This window comes from Streptomyces sp. NBC_00873, assembly GCF_045207415.1.
Classification (GTDB): domain Bacteria; phylum Actinomycetota; class Actinomycetes; order Streptomycetales; family Streptomycetaceae; genus Streptomyces.
This window is the reverse complement of the sequence record NZ_CP108803.1, coordinates 3,177,398-3,195,198: the sequence shown is the minus strand read 5'-3', so window position 1 is coordinate 3,195,198 and position 17,801 is coordinate 3,177,398. Positions and strand designations below refer to the sequence as shown.

15 protein-coding genes are annotated in these 17,801 nt (G+C 69.9%); all 15 read left to right on the top strand.

What is annotated here, in order from left to right; translation table 11 throughout:
• Nucleotides 1-85 precede the first annotated feature (85 nt).
• The 15 genes from OH809_RS14255 to OH809_RS14185 all read left to right on the top strand — a co-directional run bounded on the left by OH809_RS14255 (nt 86) and on the right by OH809_RS14185 (nt 17,605).
• Nucleotides 86-520, top strand: coding sequence for a response regulator (locus OH809_RS14255; protein WP_406422057.1), 435 nt, complete (start codon nt 86-88; stop codon nt 518-520).
• Nucleotides 521-575: 55 nt separating this feature from the next.
• Nucleotides 576-1,679 (top strand): ArgS-related anticodon-binding protein NrtL, encoded by a 1,104-nt coding sequence (gene nrtL, locus OH809_RS14250; protein WP_406515180.1) that lies wholly within the window; start codon nt 576-578, stop codon nt 1,677-1,679.
• Nucleotides 1,680-1,705: 26 nt separating this feature from the next.
• A complete protein-coding gene (gene lysA / locus OH809_RS14245; protein WP_406422059.1) occupies nt 1,706-3,097 on the top strand; it encodes a diaminopimelate decarboxylase in 1,392 nt (463 codons plus the stop codon).
• Between the two features lie 96 nt (nt 3,098-3,193).
• Nucleotides 3,194-4,549, top strand: a complete 1,356-nt coding sequence (locus OH809_RS14240) for a homoserine dehydrogenase (RefSeq protein WP_406515179.1) — start codon at nt 3,194-3,196, stop codon at nt 4,547-4,549.
• Nucleotides 4,550-4,555: 6 nt separating this feature from the next.
• Nucleotides 4,556-5,626: a threonine synthase gene (thrC, locus tag OH809_RS14235; protein ID WP_406422061.1), complete on the top strand. Its 1,071-nt coding sequence runs from the start codon at nt 4,556-4,558 to the stop codon at nt 5,624-5,626.
• A 259-nt stretch (nt 5,627-5,885) separates the two neighbouring features.
• Nucleotides 5,886-6,803: a homoserine kinase gene (gene thrB, locus OH809_RS14230; protein ID WP_406515178.1), complete on the top strand. Its 918-nt coding sequence runs from the start codon at nt 5,886-5,888 to the stop codon at nt 6,801-6,803.
• A gap of 384 nt (nt 6,804-7,187) precedes the next feature.
• On the top strand, nt 7,188-9,218 hold the full coding sequence (gene rho / locus OH809_RS14225; protein WP_406422063.1) for a transcription termination factor Rho: 2,031 nt from the start codon (nt 7,188-7,190) through the stop codon (nt 9,216-9,218).
• A 370-nt stretch (nt 9,219-9,588) separates the two neighbouring features.
• Nucleotides 9,589-10,692: an LCP family protein gene (locus OH809_RS14220; RefSeq protein ID WP_406515177.1), complete on the top strand. Its 1,104-nt coding sequence runs from the start codon at nt 9,589-9,591 to the stop codon at nt 10,690-10,692.
• Nucleotides 10,693-11,046: 354 nt separating this feature from the next.
• A complete protein-coding gene (gene rpmE / locus OH809_RS14215) occupies nt 11,047-11,271 on the top strand; it encodes a 50S ribosomal protein L31 (protein WP_093693080.1) in 225 nt (74 codons plus the stop codon).
• Nucleotides 11,272-11,456: 185 nt separating this feature from the next.
• Nucleotides 11,457-12,533, top strand: coding sequence for a peptide chain release factor 1 (prfA, locus tag OH809_RS14210; RefSeq protein WP_406422065.1), 1,077 nt, complete (start codon nt 11,457-11,459; stop codon nt 12,531-12,533).
• Nucleotides 12,534-12,573: 40 nt separating this feature from the next.
• Complete coding sequence (prmC, locus tag OH809_RS14205) at nt 12,574-13,419, top strand: peptide chain release factor N(5)-glutamine methyltransferase (protein ID WP_406422066.1); 846 nt, start codon at nt 12,574-12,576, stop codon at nt 13,417-13,419.
• 64 nt (nt 13,420-13,483) lie between these two features.
• Nucleotides 13,484-14,131, top strand: a complete 648-nt coding sequence (locus tag OH809_RS14200; RefSeq protein WP_114246670.1) for an L-threonylcarbamoyladenylate synthase — start codon at nt 13,484-13,486, stop codon at nt 14,129-14,131.
• Complete coding sequence (locus tag OH809_RS14195) at nt 14,128-14,769, top strand: protein-tyrosine-phosphatase (protein ID WP_406422067.1); 642 nt, start codon at nt 14,128-14,130, stop codon at nt 14,767-14,769. Before OH809_RS14200 ends, OH809_RS14195 begins: the two co-directional genes overlap by 4 nt.
• 89 nt (nt 14,770-14,858) lie before the next feature.
• Nucleotides 14,859-16,124, top strand: a complete 1,266-nt coding sequence (gene glyA, locus OH809_RS14190) for a serine hydroxymethyltransferase (protein WP_406422068.1) — start codon at nt 14,859-14,861, stop codon at nt 16,122-16,124.
• 92 nt (nt 16,125-16,216) lie between these two features.
• Nucleotides 16,217-17,605 (top strand): MraY family glycosyltransferase, encoded by a 1,389-nt coding sequence (locus tag OH809_RS14185; RefSeq protein WP_406422069.1) that lies wholly within the window; start codon nt 16,217-16,219, stop codon nt 17,603-17,605.
• Nucleotides 17,606-17,801 lie beyond the last annotated feature (196 nt).

The window sequence follows — 17,801 nt, the reverse complement described above, 5'->3', positions numbered from 1 at the left end:
CATGTGCCGTCCGCCCGCCACCCGTCCGGGGTCGGAAGTGGGCAAAACCCGGACGCAGCCCCTACGCCCGGCCTACCCTCTGAGTGTGTCAGGGGCGTGTGGTCGCGTGCTTGTTGTCGACGACAACAAGGTCATCCGGCAGTTGATCAGGGTCAATCTTGAGCTTGAGGGCTTCGAGGTCGTGACCGCGGCCGATGGTGTCGAGTGTCTGGATCTGGTGCATCAGGTCTGTCCGGATGTGATCACCCTTGATGTCGTCATGCCCCGGCTCGACGGTCTGCAGACCGCCACCCGGCTCCGTTCCGATCCCCGGACCAGCCATCTGCCTGTCGCGATCATCAGCGCCGGTACGCAGTACGACGTGGACAATGGCGTCGCCGCCCGGGTCGACGCCTTCCTGGCGAAGCCCTTCGAGCCGAGCGAGCTGGTGCGGCTCGTACGAGAGTTGGCGAACAGGGAGGCCCCGCCGTCGATCGACGGCAGACACCGTGCCGGGAGGGCGGAGAGCGCCGCGGGCTGACCGCATGGCGAAACCGGGTCGCGAAAGGCCCCCCTCCCTCCCATACGCTTGTCCCGTGACCCCCGCCGATCTCTCCAGGACCGTGCTGCACGCCGTGCGCCGCGCGGTCGACGAGGACGTCCTGCGCGCGCCCGTGCCCGCGCGCGTGCGGGTGGAGAGGACCAGGCCCGGCGGGACCGGGGACTACGCCTGTGCCGTCGCACTGCAGCTGGCCGGGCCCGCCGCGCGTCCGGCCAGGGAAGTGGCCGAGATCCTGCGGGACCGGGTCGCCGGTGCGCCCGGGATCGGGCGGGTCGACGTCACCGGGCCCGGGTTCCTGAGCTTCACCCTCGACGCGTCGGCCGATGTCCGGGCGCGCGAGGAACTCGTACGCGAGGTGCTGGCGCGAGGGGCCCGGTACGGGCACGGGGACGCGCTCGCCGGGGATGCTCTGCGGCTCCGCCACGCCCGCGAGGTCCGGGCCGCGGTCATCGCCCACGCGGTCGGCGCGATCGCGCGTACGCAGGGCGTGGCGGTGCGTACCGGCTGCGACGCGGCGCCCGACCCGGAGTGGGCGCGGCTGGGTGTGAGCGTCGAAGGGCCGGGGGAGCCGCACGCCCCGGTCAGCGCCGTCCGCTCCGTTTCCGGGCCGCAGGCTCCCATCACCGCCGTCCGGCCCGTTCCCGCCGGTGCCGGCGCGGGGGAGCTGCTGCGGCGGCTCGGTCCCGACGCCACCCGGTGGGGACTGCTACGGCCGGCCGGGCACGACCACGCCCCGCTCGGCGCGGAGCTGCTCGTCCAGGGCAACGGCAACCCGCTCTTCCTGGTCCGTTACGCCCACTCCCGGGTCTGCGCCCTCACCCGCGGCGCAGCCCTTCTCGGATTCACCGGGACGTACGACGAAGACGTCGACGCCCCCGCGCTGCTGCGTACGCTGGCCGACTACCCCCAGGCTCTCGCCGCCGCCGCCCGTCACCGCGCGCCCGACCGGCTCGCCCGGCAGCTCGAAGAGATGGCGCACGCCTTCTTCGACTTCCACGACGCCTGCCCGCCGCTGCCCATGGGTGACGAGAAACCCTCGGCCGCCCACCGCTCCCGGCTGGCCGTTGCCGAAGCTGCCGGGACGGTGCTCGCAGGCGGCCTGTCCCTGCTCGGCATCAGCGCACCCGAAGTCCTCTGAGAGACCTGAGAGAGCAGAGCAACACCATGAGCCGATCCGCACACCCCGCCGGTCCCCGTCACGCCGACGTCCTGACCGAGGGCCACTACGCAGCCCCGCCCGCCGACCTCAACGTCCTCGACGAGAAGGTCTGGGCCCGCACCGTCTCCCGCAACGACGACGGCGTCGTCGCCGTCGGCGGGATCGAAGTGACCCGGCTTGCCGAGGAATTCGGGACGCCCGCCTACTTCCTCGACGAGAGCGACTTCCGCGCCCGTTGCCGCGCCTGGGCCGACGCCTTCGGGCGGGACGCCGATGTCTTCTACGCCGGAAAGGCGTTCCTGTCGCGGGCCGTCGTGCGCTGGATCCAGGAGGAGGGGCTCAACCTCGACGTCTGCTCCGGTGGTGAGCTGACCATCGCGCTCGACGCCGGGATGCCCGCCGAACGCATCGCCTTCCACGGCAACAACAAGACCGTCGCCGAGATCGAGCGCGCCATCGAGGCCGGAGTCGGGCGGATCGTGCTCGACTCGTTCCAGGAGATCGTCCGGGTCTCGCACGTCGCGCAGCGGCTCGGCAAGCGGCAGCGCGTACAGATCCGGGTGACCGTCGGCGTCGAGGCGCACACCCACGAGTTCATCGCCACCGCGCACGAGGACCAGAAGTTCGGCATCGCGCTGGCCGGGGGAGAGGCCGCCGAGGCGGTCCGTCGGGCGCTCACCCTCGACGGGCTCGAACTCATCGGCATCCACTCGCACATCGGCTCGCAGATCTTCGACATGGCCGGCTTCGAGGTCTCCGCCCGACGTGTGGTCCAGCTCCTCGCCGAGGTGCGCGACGAGCACGGCATCGAACTGCCGGAGATCGACCTCGGCGGTGGTCTCGGCATCGCGTACACCTCCGACGACGACCCGCGCGAGCCGCACGAGATCGCCAAGGCGCTCGGCGACATCGTGACCCGCGAGTGCGAGGCGGCCGGGCTCGCCACCCCGCGGATCTCCGTCGAGCCGGGGCGCGCCATCGTCGGACCCACCGCGTTCACGCTGTACGAGGTCGGCACGATCAAGCACCTCGAAGGCCTCCGTACGTACGTCAGTGTCGACGGCGGCATGTCGGACAACATCCGCACCGCGCTGTACGACGCCGAGTACTCCGTCGCGCTCGTCTCCCGCCGCTCCGACGCCGAGCCGATGCTCGTCCGCGTCGTCGGCAAGCACTGCGAGAGCGGCGACATCGTGGTCAAGGACGCGTTCCTGCCGTCCGACCTCGCGCCCGGCGACCTGATCGCCGTGCCCGCCACCGGCGCCTACTGCCGCTCCATGGCGAGCAACTACAACCACGCGCTGCGCCCGCCCGTCGTCGCCGTGCGCGACGGAGAGGCGCGCGTGATCGTCCGGCGCGAGACGGAGGAAGATCTCCTGCGTCTCGATGTCGGCTGATGAAATAGATGTCTCAGGATCCGGACGGGTGGCAGAAACTCCCGTCCGGTGAGTGAGACTGGTCCACACATGAGCATGTATGAGAAACGAGGTCGGATGATGCGTACGCGTCCGCTGAAGGTGGCGCTGCTGGGCTGTGGAGTGGTCGGCTCAGAGGTGGCGCGCATCATGACGACGCACGCCGACGACCTCGCCGCGCGCATCGGCGCGCCCGTGGAGCTCGCCGGTGTCGCCGTCCGCCGTCCTTCCAAGGTGCGCGAGGGCATCGACCCCGCACTCATCACCACCGATGCGACCGCCCTGGTCAAACGGGGAGACATCGACGTCGTCATCGAGGTCATCGGCGGCGTCGAGCCCGCCCGCACGCTCATCACCACCGCCTTCGAGCACGGCGCGAGCGTCGTCTCCGCAAACAAGGCGCTGCTCGCCGAGGACGGCGCCGCACTGCACGCCGCCGCCGAGCAGCACGGCCGGGACCTCTACTACGAGGCGGCCGTCGCCGGTGCCATTCCGCTCGTACGGCCGCTGCGCGAGTCCCTCGCCGGCGACAAGGTCAACCGGGTGCTCGGCATCGTCAACGGCACGACCAACTTCATCCTCGACAAGATGGACACCAGCGGGGCCGGCTACTCCGAGGCGCTCGACGAGGCCACCGCCCTCGGGTACGCCGAGGCCGACCCGACCGCCGACGTCGAAGGCTTCGACGCCGCCGCCAAGGCCGCGATCCTTGCCGGGATCGCCTTCCACACCCGGGTGAAGATCGGTGAGGTGCACCGCGAGGGCATCACCGAGGTCACCGCCGCCGACATCGCCTCGGCCCGCCGCATGGGCTGCACCGTCAAGCTCCTCGCCATCTGCGAGCGGGCCGCCGACGGGCAGTCCGTCACCGCGCGCGTGCACCCCGCGATGATCCCGCTCAGCCACCCGCTGGCCTCCGTCCGTGAGGCGTACAACGCGGTCTTCGTCGAGGCGGAGGCCGCCGGGCAGCTGATGTTCTACGGCCCCGGCGCCGGTGGCTCGCCGACCGCCTCCGCGGTCCTCGGCGACCTGGTCGCGGTCTGCCGCAACAAGCTCGGCGAGGCCACCGGCCCCGGAGAATCCGCGTACACGCGTCTGCCGGTCAGCCCCATGGGTGAGGTCGTCACGCGGTACCACATCAGCCTCGACGTGGCCGACAAGCCTGGCGTACTCGCCCAGGTCGCGACGGTCTTCGCCGAACAGGGCGTATCCATCGATACGGTCCGCCAGCAAGGCCGAAATTCAGGCAGCGGCGACGAAGTCGCCATCGAGCAGGGTGGCGGCGGGCGACGGGCGGTCGGAGGCGGCGAGGCATCCCTCGTCGTCGTCACCCACCGCGCGCCCGACGCCGCCCTCTCGGCGACCGTCGAGGCGCTGCGCAAGCTCGACACCGTGCGCGGTGTCGCCAGCATCATGCGTGTTGAAGGGGAGTAAGGACCCATGACCACCAAGGGCACCCACCAGTGGCGCGGCATCATCGAGGAGTACCGGGACCGTCTTCCGGTCACGAGCACGACGCCGGTCGTCACGCTTCGTGAGGGTGGTACGCCGCTCGTTCCCGCTCAGGTCCTCTCCGAGCGTACGGGCTGCGAGGTGCACCTCAAGGTGGAGGGCGCCAACCCCACCGGGTCCTTCAAGGACCGCGGGATGACGATGGCGATCACCCGGGCCAAGGAGGAGGGCGCGCAGGCCGTCATCTGCGCCTCCACCGGCAACACCTCCGCCTCCGCCGCGGCGTACGCGGTGCGGGCCGGCATGGTCTGCGCCGTCCTCGTGCCGCAGGGCAAGATCGCGCTCGGCAAGATGGGCCAGGCGCTCGTCCACGGCGCCAAGATCCTGCAGGTCGACGGCAACTTCGACGACTGCCTGACGCTGGCCCGCTCGCTCTCGGACAACTACCCGGTGGCTCTGGTCAATTCGGTCAACCCGGTCCGGATCGAGGGCCAGAAGACCGCGGCGTTCGAGATCGTCGACGCGCTCGGCGACGCCCCGGACATCCACGTCCTGCCGGTCGGCAACGCGGGCAACATCACCGCGTACTGGAAGGGTTACACGGAGTACGCGGCGGACGCGATGTCCACGCACAAGCCGCGCATGTGGGGCTTCCAGGCCTCCGGCTCCGCGCCCATCGTCCGCGGCGAGGTCGTCAAGGACCCGTCGACCATCGCCACCGCGATCCGGATCGGCAACCCGGCCTCCTGGCAGTACGCGCTGGCCGCGCGGGACGAGTCGGGCGGTTTCATCGACGAGGTCACGGACCGTCAGATCCTGGCCGCCTACCGGTTGTTGGCCTCCCAGGAGGGCGTCTTTGTCGAGCCCGCCTCGGCCGCGTCGGTCGCCGGTCTGCTCAAGGCCGCCGAAGAGGGCAAGGTCGACCCGGGCCAGAAGATCGTCTGTACGGTCACCGGCAACGGCCTGAAGGATCCCGACTGGGCCGTCGCCGGTGCCCCGCAGCCGGTCACCGTACCGGTCGACGCGGCCACCGCGGCGGAGAAGCTGGGGCTCGCGTAACCCGAACAGCAGCAGCTCAACCGCCCCTTTCCGGGGCGGAGAGCGCATGGGAGGTGTGCGACACGCATCGTGCGCCTCCTGTGCGCCCTATGTCGCGACAGAACCTTCCTTCGATAAGCTGTACCCAACCCGCCACGCAGCACCTGTCGCGGTGTTGCCGTCGTGGCCATCGGGTTCTCCACAGGCTTACGAAAGATCCACCGCCACAATCCCCGCCGCAACACATCCCCGCTGCCTCACAAGGAGAGTCGTCGAAGCGATGGCCGGTCCCGCCTTCCGAGCCGCCGCCGTCCGGGTGCGCGTCCCCGCTACCAGCGCCAACCTGGGCCCGGGTTTTGACGCCCTCGGCCTGTCGCTGGGGCTCTACGACGACGTCGTCGTCCGCGTCGCCGACTCCGGCCTGCACATCGACATCGCCGGCGAGGGTGCCGACACCCTGCCTCGTGACGAGAGTCACCTCCTCGTACGCTCCCTGCGCACCGCGTTCGACCTGCTCGGCGGACAGCCCCGCGGTCTGGAGATCGTCTGCGCCAACCGCATCCCGCACGGGCGCGGCCTCGGCTCCTCCTCCGCCGCCATCTGTGCCGGCATCGTCGCGGCCCGCGCCGTGACCATCGGCGGCGACGCCCGGCTCGACGACGCGGCCCTGCTGGAGCTCGCCACCGAGATCGAGGGCCACCCCGACAACGTCGCCGCATGCCTCCTCGGCGGCTTCACGCTGGCCTGGATGGACGGCGGATCCGCCCGGGCGATCAGGATGGATCCCTCTGATTCCATCGTTCCGGTGGTTTTCGTCCCCGGCAAGCCGGTGCTCACCGAGACCGCCCGCGGACTGCTGCCACGCACCGTCCCGCACGTCGACGCCGCGTTCAACGCAGGCCGTGCGGCGCTCCTCGTCGAGGCCATGACCCGGCGCCCGGAGCTGCTGCTCGCCGCGACCGAGGACCGACTGCACCAGGAATACCGTGCCCCGGCGATGCCGGAAAGCGTGGAACTTGTCAACCGACTGCGCGCCGACGGCGTCCCTGCAGTCATCTCCGGTGCCGGGCCGACCGTGCTCGCGCTGGCCGAGGACGGTGCGGCCGACAAGGTCGCACGGCTGGCGGGCGAGGGATGGGCGGCCAACCGGCTCACTCTCGACGCCTCGGGCGCGAGTGTGCTGCCGCTCGCCCCGTAGCGAGAAGTGATTGCCGGTGAGCGAGAGGGGGAATGTTTGTTGGAGCCGGTAGTGTTAACCTCAAGTCTGCAACCGACGTCTACGTGGCGCGTTGCTTCGTGTCCCTTTCCGGGGCCACCATTTCTTCCGAGAGCCTCCCCAACTGCCTGAGCAGCCTGCCTGAGCAGTTTCGAGCACGCTCCGGAACCGGCACGACACCCCTCGCTTGTCCAGGAGTGGGCCGAGCAGGGGGATGCTCGCGCCGGACCCTTGCACATTCATCTCTCCGCCGTACCCGGCGGACCACCGCCCCGGCACGGTCCGCAAGATCAAAAGACCGCAGTCGGACAGCACAACCGGTCGCCGAGCCAGAAGGCCGACGTCCGCTCCAGGGAAGGACCCTTCGTGAGCGACACCACCGATCTGATGGGCGTGACTGCCGACAAGACTGTCGACAGCGCCGCGCCCGCCGAAGGTGCTGCCACTGGCACCACCGCACGGCGCCGCCGCTCCGGCACCGGCCTCGATGGCATGGTCCTGGCCGAGCTGCAGCAGGTCGCGTCCGGCCTCGGCATCAAGGGCACTGCGCGGATGCGCAAGAGCCAGCTGATCGAGGTCATCAAGGAGGCGCAGGCCGGCAGTGCTGCGCCCAAGGCCGCTGCCGCGCCCGCCGAGACCAAGCCCAAGCGGCGCGCCACCTCCAAGTCGCGCGCCGGGGACGAGGCCGCCGCCGCGCCCGCCGAGAAGGCCACGGCTCAGCAGCAGATCGACATTCCCGGCCAGCCGGCCAGTGACGACCAGCCGGCGGGCGAGCGCCGTCGGCGCCGTGCGACCGCGCAGGCGGGCAGCCCGGAAACCAAGGCGGAGCCCAAGGCCGAGGCCCAGGTGGAGACGCCGGCCGAGCCGAAGAGCGAGGACCGCTCCGAGGCGAAGGCCGAAGCCGCTGTGGACACCGCCGAGGGCCGCCGTGGCGACCGGGGCGACCGTGGTCAGCGCGGTGAGCGTGGCGACCGCGGCGACCGCCGTGACCGGCAGCGCGACCGCCGTGGCAAGGGCGACGAGCAGGGCGGTGGCCAGGCTCAGCAGGGCGGCCAGCGCCAGCAGCGCCAGGGCCAGGGCCAGGGGCAGAGCCAGGGCCAGGGCCAGGGCCAGCAGGGTGGCGGCGGCCCGCAGGACGACGGTTACGACGACGAGGCAGGTGGCCGTCGCGGCCGCCGTGGCCGCTACCGCGACCGCCGTGGCCGTCGTGGCCGCGACGACTTCGCGAGCGACGCACCGCCGGTCACCGACGACGACGTCCTGATCCCTGTCGCGGGCATCCTGGACATCCTCGACAACTACGCGTTCATCCGGACCTCCGGCTACCTGCCGGGCCCGAACGACGTGTACGTCTCGCTCGCCCAGGTCCGCAAGAACGGTCTGCGCAAGGGTGACCACGTCACGGGTGCGGTGCGCCAGCCCAAGGACGGCGAGCGCCGCGAGAAGTTCAACGCGCTCGTCCGCCTCGACTCCGTCAACGGAATGGCGCCCGAATCCGGCCGCGGCCGCCCGGAGTTCCAGAAGCTGACCCCGCTCTACCCGCAGGACCGGCTCCGTCTGGAGACCGACTCCAACGTCCTGACGACGCGGATCATCGACCTGGTCGCTCCCATCGGCAAGGGCCAGCGAGGCCTGATCGTGGCCCCGCCGAAGACCGGCAAGACCATGATCCTGCAGGCGATCGCCAACGCGATCACCGTCAACAGCCCCGAGTGCCACCTGATGGTCGTCCTGGTCGACGAGCGTCCGGAAGAGGTCACCGACATGCAGCGGTCGGTGAAGGGCGAGGTCATCTCCTCGACCTTCGACCGTCCCGCCGAGGACCACACCACCGTCGCCGAGCTGGCCATCGAGCGCGCCAAGCGTCTCGTCGAGCTGGGTCACGACGTGGTCGTCCTGCTGGACTCGATCACCCGCCTCGGCCGCGCGTACAACCTCGCGGCCCCGGCATCCGGCCGCATCCTGTCCGGTGGTGTCGACTCGACCGCGCTGTACCCGCCGAAGCGCTTCTTCGGTGCCGCGCGCAACATCGAGGACGGCGGCTCGCTGACCATCCTGGCCACCGCGCTCGTCGAGACCGGATCGCGCATGGACGAGGTGATCTTCGAGGAGTTCAAGGGCACCGGCAACATGGAGCTCAAGCTCGACCGGAAGCTCTCGGACAAGCGCATCTTCCCGGCGGTGGACGTCGACGCGTCCAGCACCCGTAAGGAAGAAATCCTCCTCGGCAGCGACGAGTTGGCGATTGTCTGGAAGCTGCGCCGAGTGCTCCACGCGCTCGACCAGCAGCAGGCGATCGAGCTGCTCCTGGACCGGATGAAGAAGACCCAGTCCAACGCGGAGTTCCTGCTCCAGATCCAGAAGACGACGCCCGCCCCGGGCAACGGCAACGACTGAGCTCGTACCGTCCCGGCAGTCCTGGACCGCCGGTCGTCAAAAGGGCCGACCCCGCCACCTCGGTGACGGGGTCGGCCCTTTTTCCGGTGTTTCGCTCGAACCGCCCGATCCGAGACCTTCGCCACACGGCGACCGTTCCGCCCCCGCGCCCGAATTGGCTGCAGCAGGCAAGAAACCGCAGGTGGGCGCGGGATCATTGGCTGTTCACCGGCGCTGCGTGCGGGGTCCGTCCGCACGCGGGCAGCACAGGTCGCTGTGCAACCCTTCTCCGAGTCACGCCGTCGTACGAAGTAGCGACAAAGCGACACAACCAGTGCCCGAACACCACAGCAAGGGGTAGCCGGGAGCAAGCGAGGATCGAGGGAGACGGATGACCCGGCAGAGCGGGAGCAGCACCCGAATACGCGCGACCGGCAAGCGCCGGAGGAAGCCGTCCCGCCGCCGCAGGGCCACGGTCATAGCTGCCTGGACCGCGGCCGGTGTGGTCGTCGTCGGCGGTGCGGGGCTGGGATACGCGTATGTGAAGCTCAACGGCAATCTCAAGGCCGTCGACATCAACGCCGCGCTCGGCAAGAACCGCCCCGCCGACGTCGACAACGGCTCGCAGGACATCCTCGTCCTCGGCTCCGACTCCCGCTCCGGAGCGAACTCCGCGTACGGCGTGGACGAAGGCACCGCCCGCTCGGACACCGCGATGGTCGTGCACGTCAACAAGGGCCACAAGACGGCAAGTGTCGTCTCCATCCCGCGCGACACCCTCGTCACCCGCCCGGACTGTACGAGCGACACCACCGGTAAGACGGTCGCGGGCCAGCAGCGCGCGATGTTCAACACGGCGTACGAGGTCGGCGGACCGGCCTGCGCGGTCAAGACCGTCGAGTCGATGTCCGGTATCCGCATGGACCACTACGTCGAGGTCGATTTCACCGGCTTCAAGAAGCTCATCGACCAGCTCGGCGGCGTCAAGATCACCACCACGCAGGCGATCGACGACTCCAAGAGCCATCTGCATCTGCAGCCCGGCACCCACACCCTCGACGGGGAGCAGTCGCTCGGCCTGGTCCGCACCCGCAAGAGCGTCGGCGACGGCAGCGACCTCGGCCGCATCCAGCTCCAGCAGGCGTTCGTCAAGGCGCTGATGGAACAGGCGAAGAGCGTCGGGGTGTTCTCGAACCCGAAGACCCTGTTCGACCTCGCGGACACGGCGACGAAGGCCGTCACCACCGACTCCGACCTGGGTTCGGTCGAGAAACTCACCGGCTTCGCCACCGGTCTCAAGGGGCTCGGCTCGAAGAACGTCACCATGGTGACGATGCCCGTGCAGTACGACCCGGCCGACCCGAACCGCGTCATACCGTTGGAGAAGTCCGCGCAGCAGGTGTGGACCGCCCTCAAGCACGACAAGCCGATCCCGGCCTCCGCCACCGAGAAGTCGGCGGGCGACAAGGGCGTGGCCGGCAAGGTCGTCCGGTAGACCTCCGTCAGACCTCCGTCACACCAGGCCGACCGGCAATTGGGGGGCGGCGTCACGGGGCTGGGGCACGCACCTCGCGGCGTTGTCGTCAATCACCATGGCTCCGCCATGGCTCAATCCTCCGCCTTGCGATGCACGCACCCCAGCCCCGCTCCTTCACCCACCCCCCAATTGCCGGTCGGCCTCAGTAACAGGACAGGCACGATGTGTTCCCGAACGGTCGGGAATAGTTGCGGCCCGCCCCCGGTTTTGGGAGATACGGCCGGTCCTGGCAGACTGGTACGTCGGCCCCGGTTCACGGATGCGCAAATCCGCGCGTACGACCCGGCGCCCTCCCGAACCTAGGAGACACCCTTGAAGCGCGACATCCACCCCGAGTACGTCGAGACGCAGGTCAGCTGCACCTGCGGCGCGTCGTTCACCACCCGGAGCACCATCGACGGCGGCAACATCCGCGCCGACGTCTGCTCCGAGTGCCACCCGTTCTACACGGGCAAGCAGAAGATCCTCGACACCGGTGGCCGTGTGGCCCGCTTCGAGGCCCGCTTCGGCAAGGCTGCAGGCTCCGCCAGCAAGTAGCGAGCTCTTGCGCCGGTCCTTGGCGCCCTCTTCCCGGGGGCGCCGAGGCCGGCGTTTTTTTCCGGCCGGGTGTACGGGGTCTCCCCGCACCCCGCCCGGACAGCACGACGCCGTTCAGCAGGCATAACGAGTAACTTCCCCAAGCTCTTAATGAGCAGGGGATACCCCACCCCCAGGAGCCCCCGATGTTCGAGGCGGTCGAGGAACTGATCGGCGAACAGGCCGATCTCGAGAAGAAGCTCGCGGATCCCGCGGTCCACGCCGACCAGGCCAACGCGCGCAAGCTCAACAAGCGCTACGCCGAGCTGACCCCGATCGTCGGTGCGTACTGCTCCTGGAAGCAGACCGGTGACGACATCGAAACCGCCCGCGAGCTCGCCGCGGACGACCCCGAGTTCGCCGCCGAGGTCAAGGACCTGGAGAAGCAGCGCGAGGAGCTCACCGAGAAGCTCCGCCTCCTCCTGGTCCCGCGCGACCCCAGTGACGACAAGGACGTGCTCCTGGAGATCAAGGCGGGCGCGGGCGGCGACGAGTCCGCCCTCTTCGCCGGCGATCTGCTGCGCATGTATCTGCGGTACGCCGAGCGCATCGGCTGGAAGACCGAGATCATCGACTCCACCGAGTCCGAGCTCGGCGGCTACAAGGACGTCCAGGTCGCCGTGAAGACCAAGGGCGGCAACGGTGCCACCGAGCCCGGCCAGGGCGTGTGGGCCCGGCTGAAGTACGAGGGCGGGGTGCACCGCGTGCAGCGCGTGCCGTCCACCGAGTCGCAGGGCCGTATCCACACCTCCGCCGCCGGTGTGCTCGTCACGCCCGAGGCGGAGGAGGTCGACGTCGAGATCCACGCCAACGATCTCCGTATCGACGTCTACCGGTCCTCGGGCCCCGGCGGCCAGTCCGTCAACACCACGGACTCCGCCGTCCGCATCACGCACCTGCCGACCGGTGTCGTCGCCTCCTGCCAGAACGAGAAGAGCCAGCTCCAGAACAAGGAGCAGGCGATGCGTATCCTGCGTTCGCGACTGCTTGCCGCGGCCCAGGAAGCGGCCGAGCAGGAAGCCTCGGACGTCCGGCGCAGCCAGGTGCGTACCGTCGACCGTTCCGAAAAGATCCGTACGTACAACTTCCCGGAAAACCGGATCTCGGACCACCGCGTCGGCTTCAAGGCGTACAACTTGGACCAGGTGCTCGACGGGGAGCTGGACGCCGTGATCCAGGCCTGTGTCGACGCCGACTCCGCCGCCAAGCTCGCCGCCGCATAAGAACGCCCGCCCCGCCCGTAAACCCGTACGGAGAACCGCGATGAACCTGCTGCTCGCCGAGGTGGCCCAGGCCACCCAGCGGCTGGCCGACGCCGGTGTACCCTCGCCGCGATTCGACGCGGAGGAACTCGCCGCGTTTGTGCACGGCGTCAAGCGGGGCGAGCTGCACCAGGTGCCGGACGAGGACTTCGACGCCCGGTACTGGGAGACCATCGCCCGCCGCGAGGCCCGCGAACCGCTCCAGCACATCACCGGCCGCGCCTTCTTCCGCTACCTGGAGCTCCAGGTCGGCCCCGGCGTCTTCGTGCCCCGCCCGGAGACCGAGTCGGTCGTCGGCTGGGCGATAGACGCCGTCCGCGCGATGGACGTCGTCGAGCCGCTGATCGTCGACCTGTGCACGGGATCGGGCGCCATCGCCCTCGCCATGGCCCAGGAGGTGCCGCGCTCGCGCGTGCACGCCGTGGAACTCTCCGAGGACGCCCTCAGATGGACGCGGAAGAACGCCGAGGGGTCTCGGGTCACCGTGCACCGCGGAGACGCTCTGACGGCCCTTCCCGAGCTCGACGGCCAGGTCGACCTGGTCATCTCCAACCCGCCGTACATCCCGCTCACCGAGTGGGAGTACGTGGCACCCGAGGCCCGTGACCACGATCCGGAGATGGCGCTCTTCTCCGGCGAGGACGGCCTCGACACCATCCGCGGCCTTGAACGCACCGCGCACCGCCTGCTGCGCCCCGGTGGCCTCGTCGTCATCGAGCACGCCGACACCCAGGGCGGCCAGGTGCCGTGGATCTTCACCGAGGAGCGGGGCTGGGCCGACGCGGCCGACCACCCCGATCTGAACCGACGGCCCCGGTTCGCGACGGCCCGCAAGGCCATGCCGTGACCGGCGCCCCGCACCCGCACGACCCGTACCCGCCATACCCGTACATGCTTGAGGAGGCCGGCTGATGGCACGGCGATACGACTGCAACGACGCGACCGACCGTACGACGGGTCTGCGTGAAGCCGCGTCCGCCGTCCGCCGCGGAGAACTGGTCGTGCTGCCCACCGACACCGTGTACGGGATCGGTGCCGACGCCTTCAGTTCCGAGGGCGTCGCCGACCTGCTCGACGCCAAGGGCCGCGGCCGCAACATGCCGACCCCTGTCCTGATCGGCTCCCCGAACACCCTGCACGGCCTCGTCACGGACTTCTCCGAGCAGGCCTGGGAGCTCGTCGACGCCTTCTGGCCGGGAGCCCTCACGCTCGTCGCCAAGCACCAGCCCTCGCTCCAGTGGGACCTCGGCGACACCCGCGGCACCGTCGCCATCCGGATGCCGCTGCACCCGGTCGCCATCGAACTGCTCACCGAGGTCGGCCCGATGGCCGTCTCCAGCGCCAACCTCACCGGACACCCGGCTCCCGAGGACTGCGACGCCGCCCAGGAGATGCTCGGCGACTCCGTCTCCGTCTACCTCGACGGCGGCCCGACGCCCGGCATCGTGCCGTCCTCGATCGTCGACGTCACCGGCAAGGTCCCGGTCCTGCTGCGGGCCGGAGCCCTCTCCGTCGAGGAACTCCGCAAGGTGGTACCCGACCTCGAGGTGGCCAATTGACCGCCCCTGAGGGGCGTGGCATAGCGGGGCGGACCGACACCTTCCGCATCCTCCACGTCAGCACCGGCAACGTCTGCCGCTCGCCGATCACCGAGCGGCTGACCCGCCATGCCCTGGTGGACCGGCTCGGCGACTCGCTCAGCGGCGGCCTGATCGTGGAGAGCGCGGGCACCTGGGGGCACGAAGGCGCCCCGATGGAGGCCAACGCCGAGATCGTCCTCGCCGACTTCGGCGCCGATGCCACCGGCTTCGTCGGCCGCGAGCTCCTCGACGAGCACGTGATCCGCGCCGACCTCGTCCTGACCGCCACCCGGGACCACCGCGCCCAGGTGATTTCGATGGGTCACTCGGCCGGCCTGAGGACGTTCACGCTCAAGGAATTCACCCGGCTGGTCCGGGCCATAGACCCCGCGACGCTGCCCGACCCGCGCGACGAGGGCGTCGTCGAACGCGCCCGTGCGCTGGTCCATGCGGCCGCCGCGCTGCGCGGCTGGCTGCTGGCCCCCACTGCCGAGGCGGACGAGGTCTACGACCCGTACGGCGCCCCGATCACGTTCTTCCGTTCCATCGGCGACGAGATCAACCAGGCACTCGACCCGGTGGTCACCGCACTGACGGGCGTACCGGCCCCGCACTGACGCGCCCGGGCAGCGGGCGGGCGCACGCGTACCGTCCTACATTGGATCCGACGCCAACGCATCCCCCTCCCCAGGCCCGGAGCCGTCAGATGTCGGTCACCACTCCCGCCTCACCCTCCTCCGCCCCGGTCACCGCCCTGCCGCAGGACTTCGGCGCCCTGCTCCGGGGAGACCCGGAAATCGCCGACGTGCTGCTGGGGGAGCTGCACCGGCAGTCGAGCACGCTGCAGCTGATCGCCGCCGAGAACTTCACCTCGCCCGCGGTACTCGCCGCCCTCGGCTCGCCGCTCGCCAACAAGTACGCCGAGGGCTACCCCGGCGCCCGCCATCACGGCGGCTGCGAGCTGGCCGACGCCGCCGAACTCATCGCCGTCCAGCGGGCCACTGCGCTCTTCGGCGCCGAGCATGCGAACGTTCAGTCGCACTCCGGCTCCTCGGCCGTCCTGGCGGCGTACGCGGCCCTGCTGCGCCCCGGCGACACGGTGCTCGCGATGGGACTCCCGTACGGCGGACATCTGACCCATGGCTCGCCCGCCAACTTCTCCGGCCGATGGTTCGAGTTCGTCGGGTACGGGGTCGACTCGGAGAGCGGCCTGATCGACTACGAGCAGGTGCGCACCCTGGCCCGGGCACACCGGCCCAAGGCGATCGTCAGCGGCTCGATCTCGTACCCCCGCCATCCCGACTACGAGACGTTCCGCGAGATCGCCGACGAGGTCGGCGCGTATCTGATCGCCGACGCCGCGCACCCGATGGGGCTGATCGCCGGGGGAGCGGCGCCCAGTCCCGTCCCGTACGCCGACGTGGTGTGCGCCACCACGCACAAGGTGCTGCGCGGTCCGCGCGGCGGCATGATCCTGTGCGGATCGGAGCTGGCCGAGCGGATCGACCGGGCGGTCTTCCCGTTCACCCAGGGCGGCGCGCAGATGCACACGGTCGCGGCGAAGGCGGTCGCGTTCGGCGAGGCGGCAACACCGGCGTTCGCCGCATACGCCCATCAGGTGGTGGCACACGCCCGGGTTCTGGCGGCCGGTCTGGAGGCCGAGGGGTTCGAGGTGACCACCGGCGGCACGGACACCCACCTGATCGTCGCGGACCCGGCGCCACTGGGCGTCGACGGCCGCACCGCCCGCGAACGGCTCGCGGCGGCGGGCATGGTGCTGGACACCTGCGCGCTGCCTTACGGGGACGCCCGGGGCATCAGGCTCGGCACTGCCGCGGTCACCACCCAGGGCATGAACGTCACCGACATGGCACGGCTCGCGGTGCTCTTCGGGGCTGCGGTACGTGACGAAGGCGACGTCCGCGCCGAGGTGAGGGAACTGGCCGGGAAATATCCTCCCTATCCGGGGTAGACGCGGTCCATGCAACCATCACCCGTACCTCCGTGTCCTCAAACATGAGGCCGACGTAGTTAAGGTGTGGGCTGAGATGGCCGGCGATATCTGTGGGGCAGCCCGTGCGTGATTACTTGCTGACGCTCTGTGTCACGGCCGCGGTGACCTATCTGCTCACCGGCCCGGTGCGGAAGTTCGCCATCGCGGTCGGGGCGATGCCCGCGATCCGTGCGCGTGACGTCCACCGAGAACCGACACCGAGGCTCGGTGGCATCGCCATGTTCGGCGGGCTGTGCGCCGGACTGATCGTCGCGGCCCATCTGCACAATCTCGACAGTGTGTTCCAGCTGTCCAGCGAACCGCGGGCGCTGCTCTCCGGTGCCGCGCTGATCTGGCTGATCGGCGTCCTCGACGACAAGTTCGAGATCGATGCGCTGATCAAGCTCGGCGGGCAGATGATCGCCGCCGCGGTCATGGTCATCCAGGGGCTGACGATCCTGTGGCTGCCGATCCCCGGCATCGGCACGGTCGCGCTCACCCAGTGGCAGGGCACGCTGCTCACCGTCGCGCTGGTCGTCATCACGATCAACGCGGTCAACTTCGTCGACGGCCTGGACGGCCTGGCGGCCGGCATGGTGTGCATCGCCTCGGCCGCGTTCTTCCTCTACACGTACCGGCTCTGGTACGGACACATGATCGAGGCGGCCGCCCCCGCGACGCTCTTCACAGCGATCCTGATGGGCATGTGCCTCGGCTTCCTGCCGCACAACATGCATCCCGCCCGGATCTTCATGGGTGACTCCGGCTCGATGCTGATCGGTCTCGTGCTGGCCGCCGGTGCGATTTCCGTCACGGGGCAGGTCGACCCGGACGCGATGAAGCTCTTCGCGGGCAGTGAGCGAGAGGCCACGCACGCGATGCTGCCGGTCTTCATTCCGCTGCTGCTGCCGCTGACGATCATCGCGATCCCGGCCGCGGACCTGGTCCTGGCGATCGTCCGGCGCACCTGGAACGGCCAGTCGCCGTTCGCCGCGGACCGCGGCCATCTGCACCACCGGCTGCTGGAGATCGGCCATTCGCACAGCAGGGCCGTGCTGATCATGTACTTCTGGTCGGCCCTGATCGCCTTCGGGGCGGTGGGCTACTCCGTGCACTCGGCGTCGCTGTGGATCGTGCTGGTGGTCATGGGGCTGAGCGCGGTGGGTCTGGTGCTGCTGCTGATGCCCCGCTTCACACCGCGCGCCCCGCGCTGGGCGGAGCGCTTCGTGCCGCCCCGCTACCGCCGCTGGGACCAGCGGGGCAAGGGCTCCGGAGCCGCGTCCTCAACCGCGCACCAGGCACAACAGGATGACCGGGAACCGCAGATGGGGCAGGACGACGAGCCCGAGCCGCAGGAGCGGGCACGCGTTGTCGTCGGTGTCTCCGGCGTCAACGGAGCGACTGCGATCGGACCCCGTGCGCGTTCTTCGGAACGTCGTAAGGCTGATTCCGCCCGCTGACGATTCGGGCGCCAAGGGGCAATATCAGACAAGATGTCGAGTTGTCTTGCTCACACGCGCGGAGTAACTCTCATGTGTGACAGCAAGCACACTTTCTTAGTAAAGACCTCATCAAATAGTTTGTGATACCGTTCACTAAGCCCGATGACACAGCCGAAGGACCCCGGTGAGACGGTCCATCGGCCCGAGGCATCGA